Genomic DNA, 24,478 nt, shown 5'->3' with positions numbered 1-24,478 from the left:
AAAATTTCGCCAGTGGTCGTGCAAGGTGCGCGCCGGGGGCCGCAAAGGGCTTTTAAACGCTTGTTGATACCTGAAATTTCCCGTTTCAATACGCGTATGCCAAACTAACCCGCATATAGACAAGGTGAAAACTCTCTAATGGCCGATTGGCAGTCCCTCGATCCCGAGGCCGCTCGTGAAGCGGAAAAATATGAAAACCCTATTCCTAGCCGCGAACTGATCCTGGCGCACCTCGCCGATCGTGGTTCGCCTGCTAGCCGTGAGCAACTGGTTGAAGAATTCGGTCTGACCACCGAAGACCAGCTCGAAGCCCTGCGCCGCCGTCTGCGTGCGATGGAGCGCGATGCTCAATTGATCTACACCCGTCGTGGCACTTATGCGCCGGTCGACAAGCTGGACCTGATCCTGGGTCGCATTGCCGGCCACCGTGACGGCTTCGGCTTCCTGATCCCGGACGATGGCAGCGACGACCTGTTCATGAGCCCGGCGCAAATGCGTCTGGTGTTCGATGGCGACCGTGCCCTGGCGCGGGTTTCTGGCCTCGACCGCCGTGGTCGTCGTGAAGGCGTGATCGTCGAAGTGGTGTCCCGCGCCCACGAATCCATCGTCGGCCGTTACTTCGAAGAAGGCGGCATCGGCTTCGTTGTGCCGGATAACCCGAAGGTCCAGCAGGAAGTGCTGATCACCCCGGGCCGTAATGGCGCCGCCAAGGTCGGCCAGTTCGTCGAGGTGAAAATCACCCACTGGCCAACGGCGCGCTTCCAGCCCCAGGGCGATATCGTTGAAGTGGTCGGCAACTACATGGCGCCGGGCATGGAAATCGACGTTGCCTTGCGCACCTACGATATCCCTCACGTCTGGCCTGAGGCCGTGCTCAAGGAAGCCGCCAAGCTCAAGCCGGAAGTCGAAGAGAAAGACAAAGAAAAACGCATCGACCTGCGTCATCTGCCGTTTGTCACGATTGACGGTGAAGATGCCCGCGACTTCGACGACGCGGTCTACTGCGAAGCCAAGCCTGGCAAGCTTCGCCTGTTCTCCGGCGGCTGGAAGTTGTACGTCGCGATTGCCGACGTGTCCAGCTACGTGAAGATCGGTTCGGCCCTGGATAACGAAGCTCAGGTGCGCGGCAACTCCGTGTACTTCCCAGAGCGCGTGATCCCGATGCTGCCCGAGCAGCTGTCCAACGGCCTGTGCTCCCTGAACCCGAAAGTCGACCGTTTGGCCATGGTGTGCGAGATGACCATCTCCAAAACCGGCGAAATGACCGACTACCAGTTCTACGAAGCGGTGATCCACTCCCAGGCACGCCTGACCTACAACAAGGTCAGCACCATCCTGGAAACGCCGAAGACCAGCGAAGCCAAGGCCCTGCGTACCGAATACGCTGGCGTGGTCCCGCACCTCAAGCAGTTGTACTCGCTGTACAAGGTGTTGCTGGGTGCCCGTCATACCCGTGGCGCGATCGATTTCGAAACCCAGGAAACCCGCATTGTCTTCGGCTCCGAGCGCAAGATTGCGGCGATCACCCCGACCACCCGTAACGACGCGCACAAGCTGATCGAGGAGTGCATGCTGGCGGCCAACGTGGCCACTGCCGAGTTCCTCAAGAAGCACGAAATTCCTGCGTTGTACCGTGTGCACGACGGCCCGCCGCCGGAGCGCCTGGAAAAACTTCGCGCCTTCCTCGGCGAGCTCGGCCTGTCCCTGCACAAAGGCAAGGACGGTCCGACGCCGAAGGATTACCAGGCGCTGCTGGCCAGCATCAAGGACCGTCCGGATTACCACGTGATCCAGACCGTGATGCTGCGCTCGCTGAGCCAGGCGGTGTACAGCGCCGATAACCAGGGCCACTTCGGCCTGAATTACGAGGCGTACACCCACTTCACTTCGCCAATTCGCCGTTACCCGGACTTGCTCACGCACCGTGCGATCCGCAGCGTGATCCATTCCAAGCAGAACACCCCGCACGTCAAGCGCGCCGGTGCCATGACCATTCCGAAAGCACGGATCTACCCGTACGACGAAGCGGCTCTGGAACAACTGGGCGAGCAGTGCTCCATGAGCGAGCGCCGCGCCGACGAAGCCACCCGCGACGTGGTGAACTGGCTCAAGTGCGAGTTCATGAAGGATCGTGTAGGCGAGTCGTTCCCGGGTGTCATCACCGCCGTGACCGGTTTTGGCCTGTTCGTCGAGCTGACCGACATCTACGTCGAGGGCCTGGTGCACGTCACCGCCTTGCCGGGTGACTACTACCACTTCGATCCTGTGCATCACCGCCTGGCGGGCGAGCGCACCGGTCGTAGCTTCCGCTTGGGCGATACCGTTGAAGTGCAGGTCATGCGTGTCGACCTCGACGAGCGCAAGATCGACTTCGGCATGCCTGACAAGCCGGCTGAGCCTGCGGGTCGTAAAAAGCGTGGTGAAACCACAGCGCCTGCGTCCAAAGGCAAAGCGGCCACCGCAAAAACCACGGCCGAGCCTGCACCTGCCAAGGCTGGTCGTCGTTCTTCCGCCCAGGACAAGGCCCCTGAAGCCTACCGCCCAAGCGACGCGGCGGCGAAAAACGCCGAGCTGCGCAAGAGCCGCGAGTTGAAGCAGCAGTTGCTCAACGAAGCCAAAAGCGGTGGTAAAGCGGCGTCTGGGGGAAAGTCCCACGGGGCGGAAAAGCCGTCGAGCAAGCCAAGTAAACACCGTAAAGGCCCGCCAAAAGCGGGTTCGGCTCCCGCAAAAAGCGGCGGGTCGCGCAAACCTAAGGCCAAGTCATGAGTCTGGAAAAAATCTACGGCGTGCACGCCGTAGAAGCACTGCTGCGTCACCATCCCAAGCGCGTCAAGCAGGTGTGGTTGGCCGAAGGTCGCAGCGAGCCGCGCGTACAGGCGCTGGTCGAGTTGGCCACGCAGAATAAGGTTGCCATCGGCCAGGCCGAGCGTCGTGAAATGGACGTGTGGGTCGAAGGCGTTCACCAAGGTGTGGTGGCTGACGTCAGTCCGAGCCAGGTGTGGGGCGAGGCGATGCTCGACGAGCTGCTCGACCGTACCGAAGGTGCACCGTTGCTCTTGGTGCTGGACGGCGTGACCGACCCGCACAACCTCGGCGCCTGCCTGCGTTCGGCGGATGCTGCCGGTGCGCTGGCAGTGATCGTGCCCAAGGACAAGTCGGCGACCCTGACGCCGGTGGTGCGTAAAGTCGCCTGCGGTGCGGCGGAAGTGATTCCGCTGGTGGCCGTGACCAACCTGGCGCGTACCCTGGAGAAGCTCCAGCAGCGCGGCCTGTGGGTCGTGGGCACGGCGGGGGAGGCTGAGGTCAGCATTTATGACCAGGACCTTACCGGCCCTACCATCCTGATCATGGGCGCCGAAGGCAAAGGCATGCGCCGCCTGACCCGTGAGCATTGCGATTACCTGGTGCACCTGCCGATGGCTGGTAGTGTCAGCAGCCTCAATGTGTCGGTGGCGACGGGCGTGTGCCTGTTTGAAGCCCAGCGTCAGCGTGGTGCCAAGGCTAAGGCCAAGCCCAAGAAGTAATCACCATGTGGGGCTTGCCCCAATCCTGATGTAGGAGCGAGCTTGCTCGCGAAAAACGTCAACGATAACGCGGGCTTCCTGAATGAGCGCGGTGTCTGTGAGTTTTTCGCGAGCAAGCTCGCTCCTACATTTGTGTTTGTGGTGCTTGGGGTTGTTCAAATAATCACCAATTGCCTTGCGCCGCTTCTCCCCCTTCTCTACAATTGCGCCCCTTGCCTTCCTGGCAGGCACCGATGTGCCTCCCCTGCGGCAAGATCCATAAGTGTCATTCACTCCTTGTCTGACCGTTTTTGAGCGGCAGGCTACAACCCGTAAGGAGCATTCATGCGTCATTACGAAATCATCTTTTTGGTCCACCCGGATCAAAGCGAGCAAGTCGGCGGCATGGTTGAGCGTTACACCAAGCTGATCGAAGAAGACGGCGGCAAAATCCACCGTCTGGAAGATTGGGGCCGTCGTCAACTGGCCTACGCAATCAACAATGTTCACAAGGCTCACTACGTGATGCTGAACGTTGAGTGCACTGGCAAGGCCCTGGCCGAGCTGGAAGACAACTTCCGCTACAACGATGCTGTGATCCGTAACCTGGTCATCCGTCGCGAAGAAGCCGTTACTGGCCAATCCGAGATGCTCAAGGCTGAAGAAAACCGCAGTGAGCGCCGTGAGCGTCGCGACCGTCCTGAGCACGAAGGCGCTGATAGCGCTGATAGTGATGACAGCGACAACAGCGATAACGCTGACGAGTAATCCACGGACCTTTTAAGGAGCCTATCAAATGGCACGTTTCTTCCGTCGTCGTAAATTCTGCCGCTTCACCGCTGAAGACGTGAAAGAGATCGATTACAAAGATCTCAACACTCTGAAAGCCTACGTATCCGAGACCGGCAAAATCGTTCCAAGCCGTATCACCGGTACCAAAGCACGTTATCAGCGTCAGCTGGCCACCGCTATCAAGCGCGCCCGCTTCCTGGCCCTGCTGGCCTACACCGACAGCCACGGCCGCTGAGACCGGGCAGTCGACAAGTAGTAAGGGATTGAATGCATGCGCGCCTTAGCTGAGTTCATCATGCGCGGTCGCGTGCAGGCCACTCTGGTAGTGGCTGGATGTGCGGCATTGCCGTTGCTTTATTGGTTGGGTGCTGCCGCAGGTTGCCTTGTGCTACTGCGGCGCGGTTTGAAGGACGCCCTTGGCGTTCTTGCCCTGGGTTTGTTGCCGGCCTTGATCTGGTGGCTGCAAATGGGTGATCCACGGGTACTTCTGGTACTGCTGGGGTCATCGAGCCTTGCGTTGGTTTTGCGCGCAAGTGAGTCCTGGGTCCGCACGCTGCTGGTCAGCGTGGCATTGGGGTTGGTGTACTCAGTGATGCTTGGCGCGGCTTTCCGCCCGCAGATCGAGGCGCTGGCGCAGGAGATCGTCAAGATCCTGCCGTTGGCCCTCGGGGATCTCTACCAGCATTTGTCGGTAGATGAGCGAGCGCGGTTTGCGTCACTGATTGCCCCGGTCCTGACCGGCCTTATTGCGGCTTTGTTGCAGGTCGTCAGCGTGCTGAGCCTGATTCTTGGGCGTTATTGGCAGGCGTTGTTGTACAACCCGGGTGGTTTTGGTCGCGAGTTTCGCAGTATCAGAATCCCAGCGGGGCCGGCGATGTTGCTGCTGGCGTGCATGGTTGTCGGGCCGAACTTCGGCCCACAGATGGCCTTGCTGGCGCCGATTTGCAGTGTACCGCTGGTGTTTGCCGGGCTGGCCCTGATTCATGGGCTTGCCGCGCAAAAGCGACTGGCCAGGTTTTGGCTGGTGGGGTTGTACGTCACGCTGTTGCTGTTCATGCAGCTGATCTATCCGTTACTCGTGGTCTTGGCCATTGTTGACAGCCTGATTGATTTTCGCGGTCGTCTGGCGTCGAAAGACGCCGATAACGCGAACGGTGAAGGTTAAAAGTTAGAGGATTTTCACATGCAACTGATCCTTCTGGAAAAAGTCGCCAACCTGGGCAACCTGGGCGACAAAGTGAACGTTAAGGCCGGCTACGGTCGTAACTACCTGCTGCCATACGGCAAAGCCACCGCTGCAACCGCTGCCAACCTGGCTGCGTTTGAAGAGCGTCGTGCTGAGCTGGAAAAAGCCGCAGCAGACAAAAAAGCGTCGGCCGAAACTCGCGCTGCCCAACTGGCTGAGCTGGAAGTGACTATCACTGCCACCGCTGGTGACGAAGGCAAGCTGTTCGGTTCGATCGGTACCCACGACATCGCTGATGCACTGACCGCCTCCGGCGTTGAAGTGCAGAAGAGCGAAGTTCGTCTGCCGAACGGCACCATCCGCAACGTAGGCGAATTCGACGTAGCCGTGCACCTGCACGCCGAAGTTGAAGCCACCGTACGCGTTGTCGTGGTAGCAGCTTAAGTCGCACCTAACTGACTGGCACCTCGCGTGCCAGCCGGTTAACATCGGGCACGATCCTGTTTACAGGTCGTGCCTTTTGTTTTTCTACACACCCCAAATTCCAAGTGGCCATGAACGAAATCTCTGCTCCTGAGCAATACGATCTGCAAACCGCTGCCCTGAAGGTGCCGCCGCATTCCATCGAGGCCGAACAGGCCGTGCTCGGTGGCTTGATGCTGGACAACAACGCCTGGGAACGCGTGCTGGATCAAGTCTCGGACGGTGACTTCTATCGTCATGACCACCGCCTGATCTTCCGCGCCATCGCCAAGCTGGCCGACCAGAACTCACCGATCGACGTGGTAACCCTGGCCGAGCAGTTGGACAAGGAAGGCCAGACCTCCCAAGTGGGTGGCCTGGGCTACCTCGGTGAGCTGGCAAAAAACACGCCGTCCGTCGCCAACATCAAGGCGTATGCCCAGATCGTCCGCGAGCGCGCCACGTTGCGCCAGTTGATCGGCATCAGCACCGAAATCGCCGACAGCGCCTTCAACCCCGAAGGCCGCACCGCTGCCGAGATCCTTGACGAAGCCGAGCGCCAGATCTTCCAGATCGCCGAGGCCCGGCCGAAAACCGGCGGCCCGGTCAGCGTCAACGACCTGCTGACCAAAGCCATCGACCGCATCGACACCCTGTTCAACACCGATGCCGCGATTACCGGTATTTCCACCGGTTACACCGACCTCGACGAAAAGACCAGCGGCCTGCAGCCGTCCGACTTGATCATCGTCGCCGGTCGTCCGTCCATGGGTAAAACCACCTTTGCGATGAACCTGGTGGAAAACGCCGTTCTGCGTAGCGACAAGGCGGTACTGGTGTACTCCCTTGAGATGCCAGGTGAATCGCTGATCATGCGTATGCTCTCGTCGCTTGGCCGTATCGACCAGACCAAGGTACGTTCCGGCCAGCTTGAAGACGACGACTGGCCGCGCCTGACCTCAGCGGTCAACCTGCTCAACGACCGCAAGCTATTCATTGATGACACTGCGGGTATCAGCCCGTCCGAAATGCGCGCGCGTACCCGGCGCCTGGTGCGTGAGCATGGCGACATCGCCCTGATCATGATCGACTACCTGCAGTTGATGCAGATCCCCGGTTCCAGTGGCGACAACCGTACCAACGAGATTTCTGAAATCTCTCGTTCCTTGAAGGCCCTGGCCAAGGAATTCAACTGCCCGGTGGTGGCGTTGTCCCAGCTCAACCGTTCCCTGGAACAACGTCCCAACAAGCGTCCGGTGAACTCCGACTTGCGGGAATCCGGAGCGATCGAGCAGGACGCCGACGTGATCATGTTCGTGTACCGCGACGAGGTGTACCACCCCGAGACGGAACACAAGGGCATTGCCGAAATCATCATCGGCAAGCAGCGGAACGGCCCGATCGGGTTTATCCGGTTGGCGTTCATCGGCAAGTACACGCGTTTCGAGAACCTGGCGCCGGGTAGCTACAACTTCGACGACGACGAGTAGTTTCAAGCGCCTGTAATGGCCTCATCGCAGGCAAGCCAGCTCCCACATTTGGAATGCATTCCCCTGTGGGAGCTGGCTTGCCTGCGATGGGGCCACCACAATTCCGACTACTACCGTCGGAATTGGTCAAAATTTGTGCTATATTCCGCGCCCGCGATTTTTCATCTTCACACCGGTCACCGTCATGCAAACAGCCAAGCCGTTATTTGACTATCCCAAGTACTGGGCCGAATGTTTCGGTCCTGCGCCATTCCTGCCGATGAGCAGGGAGGAGATGGATCAGCTTGGCTGGGATTCGTGCGACATCATCATCGTCACCGGTGATGCCTATGTTGACCACCCATCGTTCGGCATGGCGATCATCGGCCGGCTGCTGGAGTCCCAGGGCTTTCGCGTCGGGATCATCGCGCAACCGAACTGGCAATCCAAAGACGACTTCATGAAGCTCGGCGAGCCGAACCTGTTCTTCGGCGTCGCGGCCGGCAACATGGACTCGATGATCAACCGCTACACCGCCGACAAGAAAATCCGCTCCGACGACGCCTATACCCCTGGCGGCATGGCTGGCAAACGCCCCGACCGTGCGAGCCTGGTGTACAGCCAGCGTTGCAAGGAAGCCTACAAGAACGTGCCGATCGTGCTTGGCGGCATCGAAGCTTCCCTGCGTCGTATCGCCCACTACGACTACTGGCAGGACCGCGTGCGCAACTCGATCCTGATCGACGCCACCGCCGATATCCTGCTGTACGGCAACGCCGAGCGGGCCATCGTCGAAGTTGCCCAGCGTTTGTCGTGGGGCCACAAGATCGAAGACATCACCGATGTGCGCGGTACCGCGTTCATCCGCCGTGATACGCCGGCCGGTTGGTACGAAGTGGATTCCACGCGCATCGACCGTCCGGGCAAGATCGACAAGATCATCAACCCGTACGTCAACACACAGGACACCCAGGCCTGCGCCATCGAGCAGGAAAAGGGGCCGGTGGATGATCCGGAAGAAGCCAAGGTTGTGCAGATCCTGGCCAGCCCGCGCATGACCCGTGACAAGACCGTGATCCGCCTGCCATCGGTGGAAAAAGTCCGCGGCGACGCGGTGCTCTATGCCCACGCCAACCGCGTGTTGCACCTGGAAACCAACCCAGGCAACGCCCGCGCCCTGGTGCAGAAGCACGGTGAAGTTGACGTGTGGTTCAACCCGCCGCCCATTCCGATGACTACCGAAGAAATGGACTACGTGTTCGGCATGCCTTATGCCCGCGTACCGCACCCGGCGTATGGCAAGGAGAAGATCCCGGCCTACGACATGATCCGTTTCTCGGTGAATATCATGCGTGGCTGCTTCGGCGGCTGCACCTTCTGCTCGATCACCGAGCACGAAGGCCGCATCATCCAGAACCGTTCCGAAGAGTCGATCATTCGCGAGATCGAAGAGATCCGCGACAAAGTGCCGGGCTTCACCGGCGTGATCTCCGACCTCGGCGGCCCGACGGCGAACATGTACCGCATCGCCTGCAAAAGCCCGGAAATCGAATCCGCGTGCCGCAAGCCGTCGTGCGTGTTCCCTGGCATCTGCCCGAACCTGAACACCGACCACTCGTCGTTGATCCAGCTGTACCGCAGCGCCCGTGCGTTGCCGGGTGTGAAGAAGATCCTGATCGCTTCCGGCCTGCGCTACGACCTGGCCGTCGAGTCGCCGGAATACGTCAAAGAGCTGGTCACCCACCACGTCGGTGGTTACCTCAAGATCGCCCCGGAACACACCGAGGAAGGTCCGCTCAACCAGATGATGAAGCCGGGCATTGGCAGCTATGACAAGTTCAAGCGCATGTTCGAGAAGTACACCAAGGAAGCGGGCAAGGAGCAGTACCTGATCCCGTACTTCATCGCGGCCCACCCGGGTACCACCGATGAAGACATGATGAACCTGGCCCTGTGGCTCAAGGGCAACGGCTTCCGTGCCGACCAGGTGCAGGCGTTCTACCCGTCGCCGATGGCCACCGCCACCGCGATGTACCACTCGGGCAAAAACCCGTTGCGCAAGGTCACCTACAAGAGCGACGCGGTGACCATCGTCAAGAGCGAGGAGCAGCGCCGCCTGCACAAGGCGTTCCTGCGTTACCACGACCCGAAGGGCTGGCCAATGCTGCGTGAAGCATTGACCCGCATGGGCCGTGCCGACCTGATCGGGTCGGGCAAGGACCAGTTGATCCCGCTGCACCAGCCGTCCACCGACAGCTACCAGAGCGCCCGGCGCAAGAACTCGACGCCGGCCGGCAGCCATAAGGTCGCCAAGGAAACCACCACCAGGATCCTCACCCAGCACACCGGCCTGCCACCCCGTGGCAGCGACGGCAGCAACCCGTGGGACAAGCGCGAGCAAGCCAAGGCTGCGGCCCAGGCGCGCAATAAGCAGGCGGCCAAAGAGCGCAGCGATGCGGCCAAGGGCAAGGGCGGCAAGCCTACGCGCAAGCCGGTTGTGCCGCGTTGATCGACGCCTGAAATGCAAAACGCCAGCCTCGTGCTGGCGTTTTGCTTTCTGGTCGGTGGTGAGTCTGTTTGGTAAGGTGGCGCCCATTAGATTGCTATCGCAGGCAAGCCAGCTCCCACACTTGGAATGCATTCCCCTGTGGGAGCTGGCTTGCCTGCGATGAGGCCGGTCTGGGCACTCTCGATTTCAAGGAAGAACACTTATGGGCAACCCCTTGCTCAACATCGGCATGGACTCCAACCGCTCCCAATTCATGGCGCGCCAGCGCATTGAGAGCCAGATCAACCTGCCGCGGCTGTTCGCCGTCATTGACGCCGACCCCAGCATCGTCGGCGCTGGCGTGGTGTACATCGACGCCGACTTCAACGTGATCACCCTGCGCGAATTCAAGCCCATCTGCAGCATCAAACCCAAGCGCGTCATTTTGCGCGAGGCGCAGAAGTACATCTCGCCGGCGCAGTTTGTCGAGCAGGTGAAGACCGACCCCCGTGAAGGGCGCCTCCAGAAGGAGGCCTTTGACATGGGGCTTTCCTGTGGGGCGGCGGTGATCGGCTGGATCGTGGTGTTCAGTGGCAGCGTCGCCGTACCGTTCACCGCCGGTGCCAGTGCTTTTGTGGTGGGTATCGGTGTCACGGCGGCGCTGGCCAGCAGCGCTCAGTGCGGGTTTGGCGTGGCCCGGACCTATAACGAGATCCTTGACCCAGATGCCAACGACCGCATGGACGACGCCCAGTGGTATGGCGCGGTGTCACCGATTCTCGATGCCGCGTCGTTGGTCGGGATCGGAACGGGAGCCTTCACCACATTAAGGCTGCTCAAGGCCAAAAAAGCCGCTGCGTTGGGCAAGAGCTGGTATGAATTGCTCAAGGGCTTGAATCGCCAGGAGCGCAAGAAGTTGACCCAGGAATTGCTCAGTCTCAAAGACCCAAGCCTGACCCCCAAGTTGCTCAAGTTGCAGCAGCGCGCCGGCACGTTGCCCAAGCGCTACAGCTCCACGGAAATTCGTCATGCCACGCTCACCCAGCTCAAGGACGCCTTGGGCGGCATGTTGGGTATCTGGGGCAGCTATCGAACCGGTCACGTTGGCTCGGCATCGACGCTTGCCATTGGCCTGTATGAGGAACTGACGGAATGAAGGGGTTTCCCGATAGGCGCAGTTTCCTTGCGCGTTATTTTCCGGTGTTCATGGGCACCATCTTCATGGCGATTTTCTCTGGTTCGGTGGCTGTGTCCACGGCGGGCGTAACCTATTTGCGCGGGGTTGAACCGTCGCTCAAGGCCAACTACTCCGGGGCTGCAATACTGGTGCTGGTAGCGGTACTGGTGTTTGGTAATGTGATGATTGCACGCGGGTACCCCTGGGCGACCCGGCTGGTGGCGGGCTATCTGGTGTGTTGCCTGCTGTTCGTTTTGCCGATGATTCAATACGGCCTCAATACCCTGGTGTACGGTTCGGCGGTGCTGTTTCCGCTGCTGGGTTTGCTGCTGCTCAACAGCAAGCGCCATCGTGAAATGCGCCAGCGGCTGCTCGAAATCCGCCATCTGCGCCAAGCGGCCATTGCGCAACGCAAAGCCCGTTGATTCTGTAGATTTATTGGCGGTGGGTGGCCTGTTTGTTAGGGTGGCGCCCATTAGATTGCTATCGCAGGCAAGCCAGCACCCACAGGGGAATGCATTTCAAGTGTGGGAGCTGGCTTGCCTGCGATGAGGCCGGTCGCGGCACTCTCAATTTCAAGGAAGAACACTTATGGGCAGCTCCTTGTTCAACATCGGCATGGATTCCAACCGCTCTCAATTTATGGCGCGCCAGCGTATCGAGAGCCTGATCAACCTGCCACGGCTGTTCGCCGCCATCGATGCAGACCCCGCCATTGTCGGTGCAGGTGTTGTGTATATCGATGCCGATTTCAACGTTGTCACCCTGCGCGAATTTCAGCCCATCTGCAGCATCGCACCCAAGCGTTTGATCCTGCGTGAGGCGCAGAAGTACATCGCGCCAACGCAATTCGCTCAGCAGGTGCAAGACAATCCGCGTGAGTCCCGCTTGGTGGGCGAAGCGGTCAATACCACGCTATCGTGTGCCGGCGCGGTTATCGGTTGGATCGTGGTGCTCAGTGGTTCCGTCGCAGTTCCGTTTTCGGCGGGGGCCAGTTCGGTGGTCGTGGCGCTCGGCTATACGGCCGCGGCAGCCAGTTCTGTGCAGTGCTTTGCCAGCGGCTATCGCACCGTCAATGAGATCCGCAACCCCGCGCGCAATGATCAGCTCGACAGTGAGGAGTGGTACCAATACACCATGATTGCCCTGGATGCGGCGTCGTTGGTTGGGGTGGGTTCATCGGCATTGGCAACGGTCAAGCTGGTGCGGCTGAATAAGGCCTCTACCGGGAAAAGTGTGAGAGAGGTGCTCAGGGGCCTGAATCGACAGGAGCGCGCCAAGTTGACCAAAGAGCTGCTGAGCATCAACGACCCACGCTTGACGTCCAAGATGATCAAGTTAAAGCAGTTGTCGGGCGAGTTGCCTAAGCGGTTCACGCCCACCGAGGTCAAGCATGCAACGGTCACGCAGATCAAGGACGCGTTGGGCGCAGCCATCGGTTTTACCGGTAGTGCGGTGTCAGGGAACGTACGCACAATTGCCATAGGTCTGTATGAGGAGGCCGAACAATGAACGAGCTGCCTAGCATTCGCAGTTTTCTGTCGACGTATTTCCCCGTCTTTATGGGGGCGATATTCGTCTGCATTTTCACCCTCGTGTTTGCGGTTCCGGTGTTCTTCGATAGCTATATGCCAAGCCTGTCCATGGCAGATAATGCCAAATACTCCTTCCTGGCGGGTATCGCACTCACGCTAGTCATTGTGCACTGCAATTTCATGATCGCACGCGGGCGTCCCCAATGGATTTGGCCGCTAGTGTTGCTGCTGGGGGTATGCTTTCTGGGTGTATTGCCAACACTCAATGATCAACCGAACGGGGTGGTATATGCCTTGAGCCTGGTGTTTCCATTAATTGGGCTACTGCTGTTCAACAGCAAACGCCACCGTGAAATGCGCCAGAAACTGGTCGAAGTCCGCCGCCTGCGCCAGGCCATGATTGCCCAACACAAACACCATTGATTGGGTAGATTCACCACCTGCCCTCAGCCCGGCGCTACAAATGTGTGCAGCGCCTGCACCATAGCCACAACGTTGGCGCTGTTTTGGTGCTGTACTGCACCGGGCCTGACGTTTTAGTGCAATGACTGCTGCTGTGGCATAAGTCTTGCGCGCGTTGTGCTTATGCCCTGGCTCGCAGGAGGCCGCCGTGTCGATTCATGTCGCGTTGCACCACGTTACGCATTACCGCTACGACCGTGCAGTTGAACTCGGCCCGCAGATCGTGCGGCTACGCCCGGCGGCCCATAGCCGTACGCGGATACTGTCCTACGCGCTGAAGGTGTTGCCCGAGCAGCATTTCATCAACTGGCAGCAAGACCCCCAGGGCAATTATCTGGCGCGCCTGGTGTTCCCGGAAAAGACTGACGAGTTGCGCATTGAGGTCGACCTGGTCGCCGAGATGGCGGTGTTCAATCCGTTCGATTTTTTCCTCGAGCCCTACGCCGAAAAAATCCCGTTCAGCTACGCCGCCGATGAGCAGCGCGAGCTGGCGCCGTATCTGGAAACCTTGCCGCTGACGCCAAGGTTGGCTGCGTACCTGGCCGGTATCGACCGCACGCCGCTGCCTGCTGTGGATTTCTTGGTCGGCCTCAACCAGCGCCTGGCCGCCGATATCGGTTACCTGATTCGCATGGAGCCGGGTGTGCAAACCCCGGAATTTACCCTGGAAAACGCGTCCGGCTCCTGCCGCGACTCGGCCTGGTTGTTGGTGCAATTGCTGCGCAACCTCGGGTTGGCGGCGCGATTTGTCTCTGGTTATCTGATTCAACTGACCGCCGACGTCAAAGCCCTCGACGGCCCGTCCGGTACCGAGGTGGACTTCACCGACCTGCACGCCTGGTGCGAAGTGTATCTGCCCGGCGCTGGCTGGATTGGCCTGGATGCCACGTCCGGGTTGTTCGCCGGTGAAGGGCATATCCCCTTGGCCTGCAGCCCCGATCCATCGTCTGCCGCGCCCATCAGTGGGTTGGTTGAGCCGTGCGAATGCGAGTTCACCCATGAGATGTCGGTGGAGCGCATCTGGGAAGCGCCACGGGTGACCAAGCCCTACACCGAAGAACAATGGTTGGCGATCCAGGCCCTGGGCCGGCAGATCGACGGCGACCTGCTCAAGGACGACGTACGCCTGACCATGGGCGGCGAGCCGACCTTCGTCTCTATTGACGACCCAGACGGCGCCGAATGGAACACCGCAGCCCTGGGCCCGGACAAGCGTCGCCTGTCGGCCGAGCTGTTCCAGCGCCTGCGCCAGCACTATGCGCCCAAGGGCCTGGTGCATTTCGGCCAAGGCAAGTGGTACCCCGGCGAGCAACTGCCGCGCTGGTCGCTCAATTGCTACTGGCGCCGCGACGGCGTGCCGATCTGGCACAACAGCGCACTGATCGCCGATGAGCAAGAAGACTACGGCGCCGATGGGGTGATGGCCGGGCGTTTCCTGGCCAGCGTCGCCGAGCGCCTGAAACTGCCGGCGCGCTTTGTGTTCCCGGCGTTCGAGGACAATTTCTACTACCTGTGGCGCGAAGGGGCGCTGCCCCAGAACGTCACCGCCCAGGACCCGCGCCTGAGCGACGACCTGGAGCGTGAGCGCCTGCGCAAAGTGTTCAGCCAGGGCCTGGATAAAGTCATCGGCCAGGTGCTGCCGCTGGCACGTACTGCGGCCAATGACCGCTGGCAGAGTGGGCGTTGGTACCTGCGCGACAACCATTGCCGGTTGGTGCCGGGTGATTCGCCGCTGGGTTACCGGCTGCCCTTGGCTTCCCAGCCCTGGGTGACGGCGGCTGAGTATCCGTTCATACACCCCACCGACCCGAACCAGGACCAGCCCGAGCTTCCCACTGCGGCGCAATTGCGCAGCCATGGCGAGCCGGCCCCGGACGACGAGCGTGTGCCCAAGGTCGACGAGTCCGCCGACTGGCTGACCCGTACCGCGCTGTGCGCCGAAGCACGGGAAGGCCGCCTGTACCTGTTTATGCCGCCGCTGGAGCGCATCGAGGATTACCTGGAGCTGGTGACTGCCATTGAGGCCACCGCCGAAGAGCTGCATTGCCCGGTACTGCTGGAGGGCTACGAGCCGCCAGCGGATACGCGCCTGAGCAATTTCCGGGTCACGCCAGATCCCGGTGTCATCGAGGTCAACGTACAGCCGTCCGCCACCTGGGACGAGTTGGTAGAACGCACCGAATTCCTCTACGAAGAGGCCCGGCAAACCCGCCTGACCACCGAGAAGTTCATGATCGATGGGCGCCATACCGGCACCGGTGGCGGTAACCACTTCGTACTGGGCGGTGCGACGCCCAAGGATTCGCCCTTCCTGCGCCGACCGGACCTGCTGCGCAGCCTGATCAGCTACTGGCACAACCACCCGTCGTTGTCCTATTTGTTCTCCGGACTGTTTATCGGCCCCACCTCCCAGGCGCCCAGGGTAGATGAGGCGCGCAACGATGCGCTGTATGAACTGGAAATCGCCTTCGCGCAGATGCCTGCACCGGGCGAGGAGTGCCCGCCGTGGTTGGTGGATCGCCTGTTGCGCAACCTGCTGATCGACGTGACGGGTAATACCCATCGCGCCGAATTCTGTATCGACAAACTTTACTCACCCGACGGCGCCACTGGCCGCCTGGGGCTGCTGGAACTGCGCGCCTTTGAAATGCCCCCCCATGCGCGCATGAGCCTGACCCAGCAGTTGTTGCTGCGGGCGCTGGTCGCGCGGTTCTGGCGCGAGCCCTATGCGCCGCCGAAGCTGGCGCGCTGGGGCACTGAACTGCATGACCGTTTCCTGTTGCCGCACTTTATCGAGCAGGACTTTGCCGACGTGATCGTCGAGCTGAACGCGGCTGGTTACCCGCTGCGTGCCGAATGGTTCGCGGCGCATCTGGAGTTCCGTTTCCCCAAGGTGGGCGACTACGCCGTCAGCGGTATCGAACTGGAACTGCGCCAGGCCTTGGAGCCTTGGCATGTGCTGGGCGAGGAGGGCGCAGTGGGTGGCACGGTGCGCTATGTGGATTCGTCCCTGGAGCGCCTGCAAGTGAAGTTGAGCGGGTTGCCACCGCAACGCTACCTGCTGACCTGCAATGGCGTGCCGGTGCCGCTGCAACCGACCGGCCGCGTCGGCGAGTTCGTGGCGGGCGTGCGTTACCGCGCCTGGCAACCGGCCAACTGCCTGCAACCGACCATCCCCGTGCATGCGCCGCTGGTATTTGACCTGCTCGACACCTGGATGCAGCGTTCGTTGGGCGGCTGCCAATACCATGTAGCGCACCCGGGCGGGCGCAATTACGACAGCCTGCCGGTGAATGCCAATGAGGCGGAGAGCCGGCGCATGGCGCGGTTTTTCCGCTTGGGGCATAGCCCGGGCAAGCTTGTGGTGCCGACTGTAACGGTAAACGATGAGTTGCCAATGACCCTGGATTTGCGGCGTTTCACAAAAAATAAGGAATGAACATGATCCAAGTGTGGGAGGGCTTTTGTGGCGAGGGAGCTTGCTCCCGCTGGGGTGCGAAGCGCCCCCAATAGCAGGCGACTGCTGCGCAGTCGAGCGGGAGCAAGCTCCCTCGCCACAACAAGCCAGCCCCCCACATTGGATCGTAGTGAATTTGAGTTAACCTGACTTCCCTTGCCTCTGCCGAGCGTTCCATGTCCGACTTGCTCGACCGTTACCCGCTCACCGCGGGCACCTATCACGAACTGCTGGACGCCAGCGGCGCGGTGCGTGCCCATTGGCGGCGCTTGTTCGATCACCTGCAACGCAGCACGCCCGCACAACTGGCCCAGCGCCGGGCGTTGTTGACGCGCCAGATCCAGGAAAACGGCGTGACCTACAACGTCTACGCCGACCCCAAGGGGGCCGACCGCCCCTGGGAGCTGGACCTGTTGCCCCATGTGCTGGCGGCCGAGGAGTGGCAGCAACTGTCGGCCGGCATCGCCCAGCGTGCGCGCCTGCTCAATGCGGTACTGGCCGACCTGTATGGCCCGCAGCGCTTGATCAAGGAAGGCTTGCTGCCCGCCGAACTGGTGTTCGGGCATAACAATTTTCTGTGGCCGTGCCAGGGCATTCAGCCGCCTGACGGGGCGTTCCTGCATCTGTACGCGGTCGACCTGGCGCGCACGCCGGATGGCCGCTGGTGGGTCACCGCCGACCGCACCCAAGCCCCGTCGGGCGCCGGCTACGCCCTGGAAAACCGCACCATCGTGTCCCGCGCCTTCCCGGACCTGTACCGGGATATGCAGGTGCAGCACCTCACCGGTTTCTTTCGCACGCTGCAGGAAACCCTGGCGCGTCAGGCCCCTGGCGATGACCAGCCGCCACTGATCGTGCTGCTCACGCCGGGGCGTTTCAACGAAAGCTATTTCGAACACCTGTACCTGGCGCGCCAGCTCGGCTACCCCTTGGTAGAGGGCGGCGACCTCACCGTGCGCGACAGCACCGTGTTCCTGAAAACCCTTAGCGGCCTGCGCCGGGTGCACGCGATCATGCGTCGCCTTGATGATGATTTCTGCGACCCGCTGGAGCTGCGCACCGACTCCGCGCTCGGCGTGCCGGGCCTGCTCGACGCCGTACGCCAAGGCAATGTGCTGGTGGCCAATGCCTTGGGCAGCGGCGTGCTGGAGTCCCCGGGGTTGCTGGGCTTTTTGCCCAAGATCAACGAGTTTTTGTTCGGTGAAGCCTTGATCCTGCCGTCGATTGCCACCTGGTGGTGCGGCGAAGCGCCGGTGCTTGCCGAAGCCTTGGAAAAACTCCCGGAGCTGCTGATCAAGCCGGCATTTCCCTCACAAAGTTTCGCCCCGGTGTTTGGTCGCGACCTTGACGACGAACAGCGCCAGGCCCTGGCTGAACGCATGCGTGCGCGGCCCTATGCCTATGTCGCTCAAGAGCTGGCGCAACTGTCTCAGGCGCCGGTATGGCACACCGTGGATGACCACCTGCAACACCGTGCCATTGGTATGCGTGTCTACGCCGTGGCCAGTGAAGACGGTTATCGGGTACTGCCCGGCGGCCTGACTCGCGTGGCGGCCGACGCCGATGCCGAGGTGGTGTCGATGCAGCGCGGCGGGGCGAGCAAGGACACCTGGGTACTCGGCGAACGTGTGCCGGGTGGCGAGCAGTGGCGCGCCCAACGCACCATTGGCGCCTATGACCTGGTGCGCCGCGATCCCTATCTGCCCTCGCGCGTGGTGGAAAACCTGTTCTGGTTCGGTCGTTACTGCGAGCGCTGCGACGACAGTGCGCGCTGGCTGCGCATTGTGCTGGCGCGGTATGTCGATGGCGACGATCCGCTGGCGTTGCAGGCCGCCGTCGAACTCGGCGAAAGCCTGCGCCTGTTGCCTGAGGAGGGCGAGCTGCCTGAGCGCCTGCTCGCCGCTTTGCTGGGTGATGACTGGCCTTCAAGTCTGCGCGCCAACCTGCAGCGTCTGCAGTGGGCGGCGTCCCAGGTGCGCGGCAAGTTGTCCAGGGAAAACTGGCAGGCCCTGGTGGAGCTGCAACGCGAAGCCATGGAACTGGAAAGCGACACTGCAGACTTTGGCGAGCTGCTCGACTTTCTCAACCGCCTGGTGATGTCCCTGGCGGCACTGTCCGGTTTTGCCCTGGACGACATGACCCGCGATGAAGGCTGGCGCTTCTTGATGATGGGTCGACGCATCGAGCGTCTGCAATTTCTGAGCAGTAGCCTTGCGGCGTTCCTGCGTGGCGTGGCGGTGTTCGATCAGGCCGGGCTGGAATGGTTGCTGGAGCTGGGCAACAGCAGCATCACCTACCGCTCGCGCTACCTGGCGGTGCCGCAGTTGATCCCGGTGCTCGACCTGCTGCTGTTCGACGAGCAGAACCCCCATGCGGTGCTGTTCCAGCTCAAGTTGGTGAGCCGCACCCTGCGCCGTCTCAATGATGATTTTGGCGTGCCCCGTGAAACCGGGCTGGCGCCGTTGGTCGAGCGCCTGGCGCGTTTTGACCTGGGCTGCCTGGAGGACGGCCTGTTTGGCGAAACCAGCGTGCGTGCCGCGCTGGACGGCCTGGCCGACTTGTTGCAAGCGGTGGCCGATGAAAGCGGGCAAGTGTCGGATCGCCTGGCGCTGCGCCATTTTGCCCACGTGGATGATGTCAGCCAGCAAACGGTGTCGGTGTAATGAGCGCGCGCTACCAGATTTTCCACGATACCCATTACCACTATGACAGCCCGGTGTCCCTGGCCCAGCAACTGGCGCACCTCTGGCCAAGGCCGTGCGCCTGGCAGAAGTGCACCTGGCAGCAGTTGGATATCAGCCCGGAACCCACCTCGCGCCGCGACGAACTGGACGTATTCGGCAACCCGATCACTCGCCTGGCGTTCGAACGGCCCCATGATGAATTGCTGGTGAACGCCGGGCTCACCGTGGAAGTGCTGGCGCGACCCGCTCTGGACTTCCAGCGGTCGCCGCCCTGGGACCACACCCGCGACAGCCTGACTTACAGCAGCCAGGCATTGAGCTCCGAACTGATCGAAGCCTGTCGTTATCGCTTCGAGTCGCCCTATGTCCATCTGAAGAAAACTTTCGTCGAGTTCTCCGAAAGCTGCTTCCCGCCCGGCGAGCCTTTACTGCTGGGCACGCAGGCATTGATGGAGAAGATCTTCAGCGAATTTACCTTCGATGCCGAAGCCACCCAGGTCGCCACGCCGCTGGTTGAAGTGCTGGAGCGCCGTCGCGGCGTGTGCCAGGACTTCGCTCACCTGATGCTTGCCTGCCTGCGTTCGCGGGGCCTGGCGGCGCGCTATATCAGCGGCTACCTGCTGACCCAGCCACCGCCCGGCCAGCCACGGCTGATTGGCGCGGATGCGTCCCATGCGTGGGTCTCGGTGTTTTGCCCGGTATCAGGCTGGGTGGATTTTGACCCGACCAACAATGTGCAGCCGGCGCTGGAGCACATCACCCTGGCCTGGGGCCGGGATTTCTCCGATGTGTCGCCGTTGCGTGGGGTGATTCTGGGGGGAGGCAGCCACGACCCGGAGGTGCGGGTGACGGTGATGCCGCTGGAGTGAAAAACGATCATTCCCACGCTCTGCGTGGGAATGCCTGCTGTGACGCTCTGCGTCACCCTTGCGCTGGCTTCAAGCCTGGTGCGGGACGCGGAGCGTCCGGGGCTGCATTCCCACGCGGAGCGTGGGAACGATCATTCAGTTGGGGCTTTCGGGGTTTCGGTCTCGTCAGGTGCCGCTTCACCTTCGGCATCCGGGTTCAGCGCGCCGGCTTCTTCCTCAGCAGCGGCTTTCTTGCGTTGCAGCTTTTCCTCTTTCTTCTGTTCCTTGGCCAAGTCTCTCTGACGTTTGGCGAAGGAGTAATTAGGTTTGGCCATGGGCGATCCTCTAGGGTCGAAGGTGAGGGTGGGCGGCGCGCAGCTGCCTCGGGTCGTCATGGTAGCAGCTTCGGGGGGGCGTTTGCTTTCACTTACCGCAGGCGTAGGCAGCCAGGAGGCCATTGAACAGGTGATTGAGGTGCATGGCATGAACTCCCGTGAGTGATGTGCCGATCATAATCAGGGTGCGGCAGTTTGGCTGGTTGATTGTGTTGATGAAGCTGATAGCCTAAAGTTGTATACAATCTGTTGATTCAGATCATAAGAACTCAAGCCTGATTGAGGCACCCTTACCGCAATCCGCGTTTTTAAAACCCTGCCTTGGAGATTCACATGTTTGCCAAACTCGTTGCTGTTTCCCTGCTGACTCTGGCGAGCGGCCAGTTGCTTGCTGCAGAGTGCAAGGTCACTGTCGACTCCACCGACCAAATGTCGTTCAACACTAAAGAAATCACCATCGACAAGAGCTGCAAGCAGTTCACCGTTGAGCTGACTCACTCGGGTAACCTGCCCAAGAACGTGATGGGCCATAACTGGGTGCTGACTACCGAAGCCAATATGCAACCGGTGGCAACCGACGGCATGGCTGCGGGGATCGACAAGGATTACCTGAAAGCCGGTGATGAGCGCATCATCGCCCACACCAAGATCATCGGTGCCGGCGAGAAAGACTCGGTGACCTTCGACGTCTCCAAGCTGAAGGCCGATGAGAAATACAGCTTCTTCTGCTCGTTCCCAGGCCACATCTCGATGATGAAAGGTGCTGTGGTCCTGAAGTAAGACCGCGTTACCGTTCATCGCAGGCAAGACGGCTCCCACATTCGACCGCATTCCCATGTTGGAATCCGGTCAAGTGTGGGAGCTGGCTTGCCTGCGATGGCGATCTGACAATCAATGCAAAACCATCGGGTTCACCTCAAGGCGCAAACGGCATCACCCGCTTGTGCTCAGTCTTGCGATAGGTCTCGCAGATAATCCTGAACGCCTCCTCACGCACCGGCTCCCCCTGCAGGAACGCATCGATCTCGGCATAGGTCACCCCATGTGACGCCTCGTCCGGCTTGCCCGGCGACAGGTCTTCGAGGTCAGCGGTCGGCACCTTCTCCACCAGCGATTCCGGCGCACCAAAGTGACGGGCAATGGCCCGCACCTGATGCTTCACCAGCCCGCTCAACGGTGCCAGATCGCACGCGCCATCACCGAACTTGGTATAGAAGCCCATCACCGCTTCCGCCGCATGGTCGGTGCCGATCACCAGGCCACCGGCCGCGCCAGCGATGGTGTACTGCGCCACCATACGCATGCGCGCCTTGGTGTTGCCCAGCACGAAGTCACGGGACGCCGCGGCCTTGCCTTCAAAGGCGGCCACTTCATTGGCCAGGGCTTTAACCGCCGGGCCGATGTTCACGGTGTGACGTTCATCCGGCTCGATAAAGTCCACCGAGGCCTGGGCGTCGTGCTCGTCGAACTGGGTTTCGTAGGGCAGGCGCACGGCGATAAAGCGGTACGCCTCATCGCCGGTGCTGGCGCGCAGTTCCTGCACCGCACGTTGGGCCAAGAGGCCTGCGGTCAGGGAGTCGACACCACCACTGATGCCGAGCACCAGGGTCTTGAGCCCGGAATTGCGCAGGCAGTCCTGGATAAAGGCCACGCGCCGGGCAACCTCGGCTTCGAGTGCGGCCTGGTCCTTGAACGGGGCTTGCACCTTGAGCTGTTGTGCAATCTCACGCTGTACGGCTTGCATGATTCACTCCTTGCTGGATAGGGCAGGTACTTTGAAAACGTGACGCAAATAGGCGACAAAATTCGGGTCGGTGCAATGGGTCTTGCCCGCTTCATCGGAGATCTTCGCGACGGGCTGGCCATTGCAGGCGGTCATTTTAAGCACGATGCTCATCGGTTCCACCCCTGGAATATCACAGGTCAGGTTGGTGCCGATGCCAAAGCTCACATTAATGCGACCGCGCAACGCCCGGAATATTTCCAAGGCTTTGGGCAATGTCAGACTGTCGGAGAACACCAGGGTCTTGCTCATCGGTTCGATGCCCAGCTTGTGGTAGTGAGCGATGGCTTTTTCTGCCCACTGGATCGGATCACCGGAGTCATGGCGCAGGCCGTCGAACAGCTTGGCGAAGTACAAGTCGAAGTCGCCGAGGAAGGCGTCGGTAGTGATGCAATCGGTGAGGGCGATACCCAGCAGGCCACGGTACTCGCGTACCCAGCAATCAAGGGCGGCGATCTGGCTGTCGATCAGGCGCGGGCCGAGTTGCTGGTGGGCCATGATCCACTCATGGGCCATGGTGCCCAGCGGCTTCATATCGAATTCGCGCGCCAGGTGCACGTTGCTGGTGCCGACAAAGCGCCCAGGGAAATCGTGCTTGAGCACGCTGACCACTTCCTCCTGCACCCGGTAGGAAAAACGCCGGCGCGTGCCGAAGTCCGCCACTTGCAGCTCCGACAGCTCATCGCTGCTGGCGTTGGCGGTCAACCAGTCGAACTTGCGATACAGCTGCTCGCGGGCCTGTTCAAGGATCACGGTCTGGTAGCGGTAGCGGTTACGCACCTCGCTGACGATGGCCAGCATTGGCACTTCAAACAGGATCACATGCAGCCACGGTCCGCGCAGGCGGATAAACAACTCGCCGTTCTCGATGCCGGTTTGCACATACCGCAGGTTGAAGCGAAACAGCCCGAGGAAGCGCAGAAAATCCGGTTTCATAAAACTGATGCGTTCCAGGAAACCCAATTGATCGGGGCTCAGGCTCAGCTCGGCGAGGCGCTCGATCTGGTAACGAATCTCCGCCAGGTAAGGGCGCAGGTCTTCACTGTTACGGCAACGAAACTCCCATTCAACTTCCACGTTCGGGTAGTTGTGCAGCACCGCCTGCATCATGGTCAGCTTGTAGAAGTCGGTGTCGAGCAGGTTCTGCACGATGCGATCGGCAAACACACTCTCGCTCATAACGGGAATCTCCAGACGGGTCGGCGATGGAGGCCGGCCTTTACGCACAATTGAGGAAGGGGGTTAGTGGCGCATAGACTTGTGGGGTTTTGCCAGTGATTTTTTCAGTAAGGCCACTGGCTTGCCTGCGATGGCGATTCTCCAGGCGCTAAAGCACCTGCTCCATCATCCACTTCACAAACTCGCGCACCTTGGGCACCTCCGCCGAATGCTCAGGATACGCCAGGTAGTAAGCATCCTGGCTTGGCATCGCATGTTGCCAGGGGATCACCAACTTGCCCTCGGCCAATTCCTCCTCCACCAGAAAACGCGGCAACAGCGCCACGCCGCATCCCACCTGCGCCGCACGAATACACATATAAAACGTGTCGAACCGCGGCCCATGGTAGCTGTGCTCGGTATGGAAACCCTGGCTGGCGAACCAGTCATGCCAGCCTTGGGGCCGTGACGCGTTTTGCAGCAGCACCAGCTCGCTCAGTTGTGTGGGGTCGGTGAAGGGCTGGGCGGGCAGGCTGTCGGGCGAACACACCGGTACCAGCTCTTCACTGAACAATTTCAGGCTCTCGGTGCCGGGGCGTGCGCCCTGGCCGAAATAGAACGCCATGTCGGCCTTGCCTTGCAGTAACTCGTCCGGCTCCTGTTCGTTGCACAGGTCCAGGTGGATCTGCGGGTGGCGCAAACGCCAACCCTTGAGGCGCGGCACCAGCCAGCGTGCGCCAAAAGTGTAGGGCGTGGACACGCGCAGCACTTCGGTTTCACCGCCGTAGGAGCGCAGGTAGTGGGTGGACATTTCCACTTGGGTGAGGATCTTGCGCACTTCCACCAGGTACAGGTCGCCCGCTGGAGTCATCTGCAAGCGGCGGCGCACGCGGCGAAACAGCAAGTGTTGTAACAGCTCTTCCAGCTGCGCTACTTGTTTGCTCACCGCGCTTTGGGTGAGGTTCAGTTCCTCGGCGGCGCGGGTGAAGCTCAGGTGGCGGGTGGCCGCTTCGAAACACTGCAGGGCGGTGATCGAGGGCAAATATCTTTTGTTCAGCACGGCATGCCTCTTTTTATTCTTTGCATGAATAAAGGGAATGATATCTCGCCTAATCGTCGTTTGTTGGCAAGTCTTGGGC

At 60.8% G+C, this 24,478-nt stretch carries 20 protein-coding genes; 16 read left to right on the top strand and 4 right to left on the bottom strand.

Translation table 11 applies throughout. The annotated features are described in order from the left end of the window. The first annotated feature begins 138 nt into the window (after nucleotides 1-138). From rnr to HU730_RS10545, 15 genes are all read left to right on the top strand, one after another. Nucleotides 139-2,766: a ribonuclease R gene (gene rnr, locus HU730_RS10615; protein ID WP_186527899.1), complete on the top strand. Its 2,628-nt coding sequence runs from the start codon at nucleotides 139-141 to the stop codon at nucleotides 2,764-2,766. Then, nucleotides 2,763-3,524: a 23S rRNA (guanosine(2251)-2'-O)-methyltransferase RlmB gene (gene rlmB / locus HU730_RS10610; RefSeq protein ID WP_003188074.1), complete on the top strand. Its 762-nt coding sequence runs from the start codon at nucleotides 2,763-2,765 to the stop codon at nucleotides 3,522-3,524. Before rnr ends, rlmB begins: the two co-directional genes overlap by 4 nt. A 324-nt stretch (nucleotides 3,525-3,848) precedes the next feature. After that, on the top strand, nucleotides 3,849-4,271 hold the full coding sequence (gene rpsF, locus HU730_RS10605; protein ID WP_003236224.1) for a 30S ribosomal protein S6: 423 nt from the start codon (nucleotides 3,849-3,851) through the stop codon (nucleotides 4,269-4,271). 28 nt (nucleotides 4,272-4,299) lie between these two features. After that, on the top strand, nucleotides 4,300-4,530 hold the full coding sequence (gene rpsR / locus HU730_RS10600; protein ID WP_002551829.1) for a 30S ribosomal protein S18: 231 nt from the start codon (nucleotides 4,300-4,302) through the stop codon (nucleotides 4,528-4,530). A 36-nt stretch (nucleotides 4,531-4,566) separates the two neighbouring features. Further along, nucleotides 4,567-5,460 (top strand): hypothetical protein, encoded by an 894-nt coding sequence (locus tag HU730_RS10595; protein WP_034125655.1) that lies wholly within the window; start codon nucleotides 4,567-4,569, stop codon nucleotides 5,458-5,460. A gap of 18 nt (nucleotides 5,461-5,478) precedes the next feature. Continuing rightward, nucleotides 5,479-5,925 (top strand): 50S ribosomal protein L9, encoded by a 447-nt coding sequence (rplI, locus tag HU730_RS10590; protein WP_003171376.1) that lies wholly within the window; start codon nucleotides 5,479-5,481, stop codon nucleotides 5,923-5,925. Between the two features lie 110 nt (nucleotides 5,926-6,035). Further along, entirely contained in the window at nucleotides 6,036-7,433 is a 1,398-nt protein-coding gene (gene dnaB / locus HU730_RS10585; protein ID WP_003188079.1) for a replicative DNA helicase, read from the top strand. 184 nt (nucleotides 7,434-7,617) lie between these two features. Beyond that, the gene (locus HU730_RS10580) at nucleotides 7,618-9,921 is read left to right on the top strand and encodes a YgiQ family radical SAM protein (protein WP_034125867.1); all 2,304 of its coding nucleotides are present in this window, start codon (nucleotides 7,618-7,620) and stop codon (nucleotides 9,919-9,921) included. 202 nt (nucleotides 9,922-10,123) lie between these two features. After that, a complete protein-coding gene (locus HU730_RS10575; protein WP_014716676.1) occupies nucleotides 10,124-11,056 on the top strand; it encodes a hypothetical protein in 933 nt (310 codons plus the stop codon). After that, a complete protein-coding gene (locus HU730_RS10570) occupies nucleotides 11,053-11,502 on the top strand; it encodes a hypothetical protein (RefSeq protein ID WP_186527414.1) in 450 nt (149 codons plus the stop codon). Before HU730_RS10575 ends, HU730_RS10570 begins: the two co-directional genes overlap by 4 nt. A 166-nt stretch (nucleotides 11,503-11,668) precedes the next feature. Further along, a complete protein-coding gene (locus HU730_RS10565; protein ID WP_034125657.1) occupies nucleotides 11,669-12,589 on the top strand; it encodes a hypothetical protein in 921 nt (306 codons plus the stop codon). After that, nucleotides 12,586-13,035, top strand: a complete 450-nt coding sequence (locus HU730_RS10560; RefSeq protein WP_060764588.1) for a hypothetical protein — start codon at nucleotides 12,586-12,588, stop codon at nucleotides 13,033-13,035. The genes HU730_RS10565 and HU730_RS10560 overlap by 4 nt, the downstream gene beginning before the upstream one ends. Nucleotides 13,036-13,222: 187 nt before the next feature. After that, nucleotides 13,223-16,513, top strand: coding sequence for a transglutaminase family protein (locus HU730_RS10555; protein ID WP_186527415.1), 3,291 nt, complete (start codon nucleotides 13,223-13,225; stop codon nucleotides 16,511-16,513). 194 nt (nucleotides 16,514-16,707) lie between these two features. Beyond that, on the top strand, nucleotides 16,708-19,194 hold the full coding sequence (locus tag HU730_RS10550) for a circularly permuted type 2 ATP-grasp protein (RefSeq protein WP_186527416.1): 2,487 nt from the start codon (nucleotides 16,708-16,710) through the stop codon (nucleotides 19,192-19,194). Then, nucleotides 19,194-20,084: a transglutaminase family protein gene (locus tag HU730_RS10545; RefSeq protein WP_054896366.1), complete on the top strand. Its 891-nt coding sequence runs from the start codon at nucleotides 19,194-19,196 to the stop codon at nucleotides 20,082-20,084. Before HU730_RS10550 ends, HU730_RS10545 begins: the two co-directional genes overlap by 1 nt. Before the next feature lie 131 nt (nucleotides 20,085-20,215). Here the strand turns inward: HU730_RS10545 and HU730_RS10540 are convergent, their stop codons facing one another. Beyond that, nucleotides 20,216-20,398, bottom strand: coding sequence for a hypothetical protein (locus HU730_RS10540; protein ID WP_034125662.1), 183 nt, complete (start codon nucleotides 20,396-20,398; stop codon nucleotides 20,216-20,218). Nucleotides 20,399-20,731: 333 nt separating this feature from the next. Here HU730_RS10540 and azu point away from each other — a divergent pair, with 333 nt between their 5' ends. Beyond that, a complete protein-coding gene (gene azu / locus HU730_RS10535) occupies nucleotides 20,732-21,178 on the top strand; it encodes an azurin (RefSeq protein WP_003188091.1) in 447 nt (148 codons plus the stop codon). Between the two features lie 136 nt (nucleotides 21,179-21,314). Here azu and nadE read toward each other — a convergent pair whose 3' ends face one another. The 3 genes from nadE to HU730_RS10520 all read right to left on the bottom strand — a co-directional run bounded on the left by nadE (nucleotide 21,315) and on the right by HU730_RS10520 (nucleotide 24,399). Beyond that, a complete protein-coding gene (gene nadE / locus HU730_RS10530; protein WP_014716685.1) occupies nucleotides 21,315-22,142 on the bottom strand; it encodes an ammonia-dependent NAD(+) synthetase in 828 nt (275 codons plus the stop codon). 3 nt (nucleotides 22,143-22,145) lie between these two features. Then, nucleotides 22,146-23,360: a nicotinate phosphoribosyltransferase gene (gene pncB / locus HU730_RS10525; protein WP_003188094.1), complete on the bottom strand. Its 1,215-nt coding sequence runs from the start codon at nucleotides 23,358-23,360 to the stop codon at nucleotides 22,146-22,148. A gap of 148 nt (nucleotides 23,361-23,508) precedes the next feature. After that, nucleotides 23,509-24,399 (bottom strand): LysR substrate-binding domain-containing protein, encoded by an 891-nt coding sequence (locus HU730_RS10520; RefSeq protein WP_186527417.1) that lies wholly within the window; start codon nucleotides 24,397-24,399, stop codon nucleotides 23,509-23,511. Nucleotides 24,400-24,478 lie beyond the last annotated feature (79 nt).

The organism is Pseudomonas sp. SWRI22, assembly GCF_014268395.2.
GTDB lineage: Bacteria > Pseudomonadota > Gammaproteobacteria > Pseudomonadales > Pseudomonadaceae > Aquipseudomonas > Aquipseudomonas paracarnis.
This window is presented reverse-complemented; position numbering and strand designations above follow the sequence as displayed.

Excerpts from the sequence above, each read along its gene's own strand:
- HU730_RS10570 (WP_186527414.1), top strand. The coding sequence starts at position 11,053 with ATGAAGGGGTTTCCCGATAGGCGCAGTTTCCTTGCGCGTTATTTTCCG.
- HU730_RS10550 (WP_186527416.1), top strand. The coding sequence starts at position 16,708 with ATGTCCGACTTGCTCGACCGTTACCCGCTCACCGCGGGCACCTATCAC.
- dnaB (WP_003188079.1), top strand. The coding sequence starts at position 6,036 with ATGAACGAAATCTCTGCTCCTGAGCAATACGATCTGCAAACCGCTGCC.
- HU730_RS10580 (WP_034125867.1), top strand. The coding sequence starts at position 7,618 with ATGCAAACAGCCAAGCCGTTATTTGACTATCCCAAGTACTGGGCCGAA.
- rnr (WP_186527899.1), top strand. The coding sequence starts at position 139 with ATGGCCGATTGGCAGTCCCTCGATCCCGAGGCCGCTCGTGAAGCGGAA.
- HU730_RS10565 (WP_034125657.1), top strand. The coding sequence starts at position 11,669 with ATGGGCAGCTCCTTGTTCAACATCGGCATGGATTCCAACCGCTCTCAA.
- pncB (WP_003188094.1), bottom strand. The coding sequence starts at position 23,360 with ATGAGCGAGAGTGTGTTTGCCGATCGCATCGTGCAGAACCTGCTCGAC.
- azu (WP_003188091.1), top strand. The coding sequence starts at position 20,732 with ATGTTTGCCAAACTCGTTGCTGTTTCCCTGCTGACTCTGGCGAGCGGC.
- nadE (WP_014716685.1), bottom strand. The coding sequence starts at position 22,142 with ATGCAAGCCGTACAGCGTGAGATTGCACAACAGCTCAAGGTGCAAGCC.
- HU730_RS10540 (WP_034125662.1), bottom strand. The coding sequence starts at position 20,398 with ATGGCCAAACCTAATTACTCCTTCGCCAAACGTCAGAGAGACTTGGCC.
- rlmB (WP_003188074.1), top strand. The coding sequence starts at position 2,763 with ATGAGTCTGGAAAAAATCTACGGCGTGCACGCCGTAGAAGCACTGCTG.
- rpsF (WP_003236224.1), top strand. The coding sequence starts at position 3,849 with ATGCGTCATTACGAAATCATCTTTTTGGTCCACCCGGATCAAAGCGAG.
- rplI (WP_003171376.1), top strand. The coding sequence starts at position 5,479 with ATGCAACTGATCCTTCTGGAAAAAGTCGCCAACCTGGGCAACCTGGGC.
- HU730_RS10595 (WP_034125655.1), top strand. The coding sequence starts at position 4,567 with ATGCGCGCCTTAGCTGAGTTCATCATGCGCGGTCGCGTGCAGGCCACT.
- HU730_RS10575 (WP_014716676.1), top strand. The coding sequence starts at position 10,124 with ATGGGCAACCCCTTGCTCAACATCGGCATGGACTCCAACCGCTCCCAA.
- HU730_RS10560 (WP_060764588.1), top strand. The coding sequence starts at position 12,586 with ATGAACGAGCTGCCTAGCATTCGCAGTTTTCTGTCGACGTATTTCCCC.
- rpsR (WP_002551829.1), top strand. The coding sequence starts at position 4,300 with ATGGCACGTTTCTTCCGTCGTCGTAAATTCTGCCGCTTCACCGCTGAA.
- HU730_RS10545 (WP_054896366.1), top strand. The coding sequence starts at position 19,194 with ATGAGCGCGCGCTACCAGATTTTCCACGATACCCATTACCACTATGAC.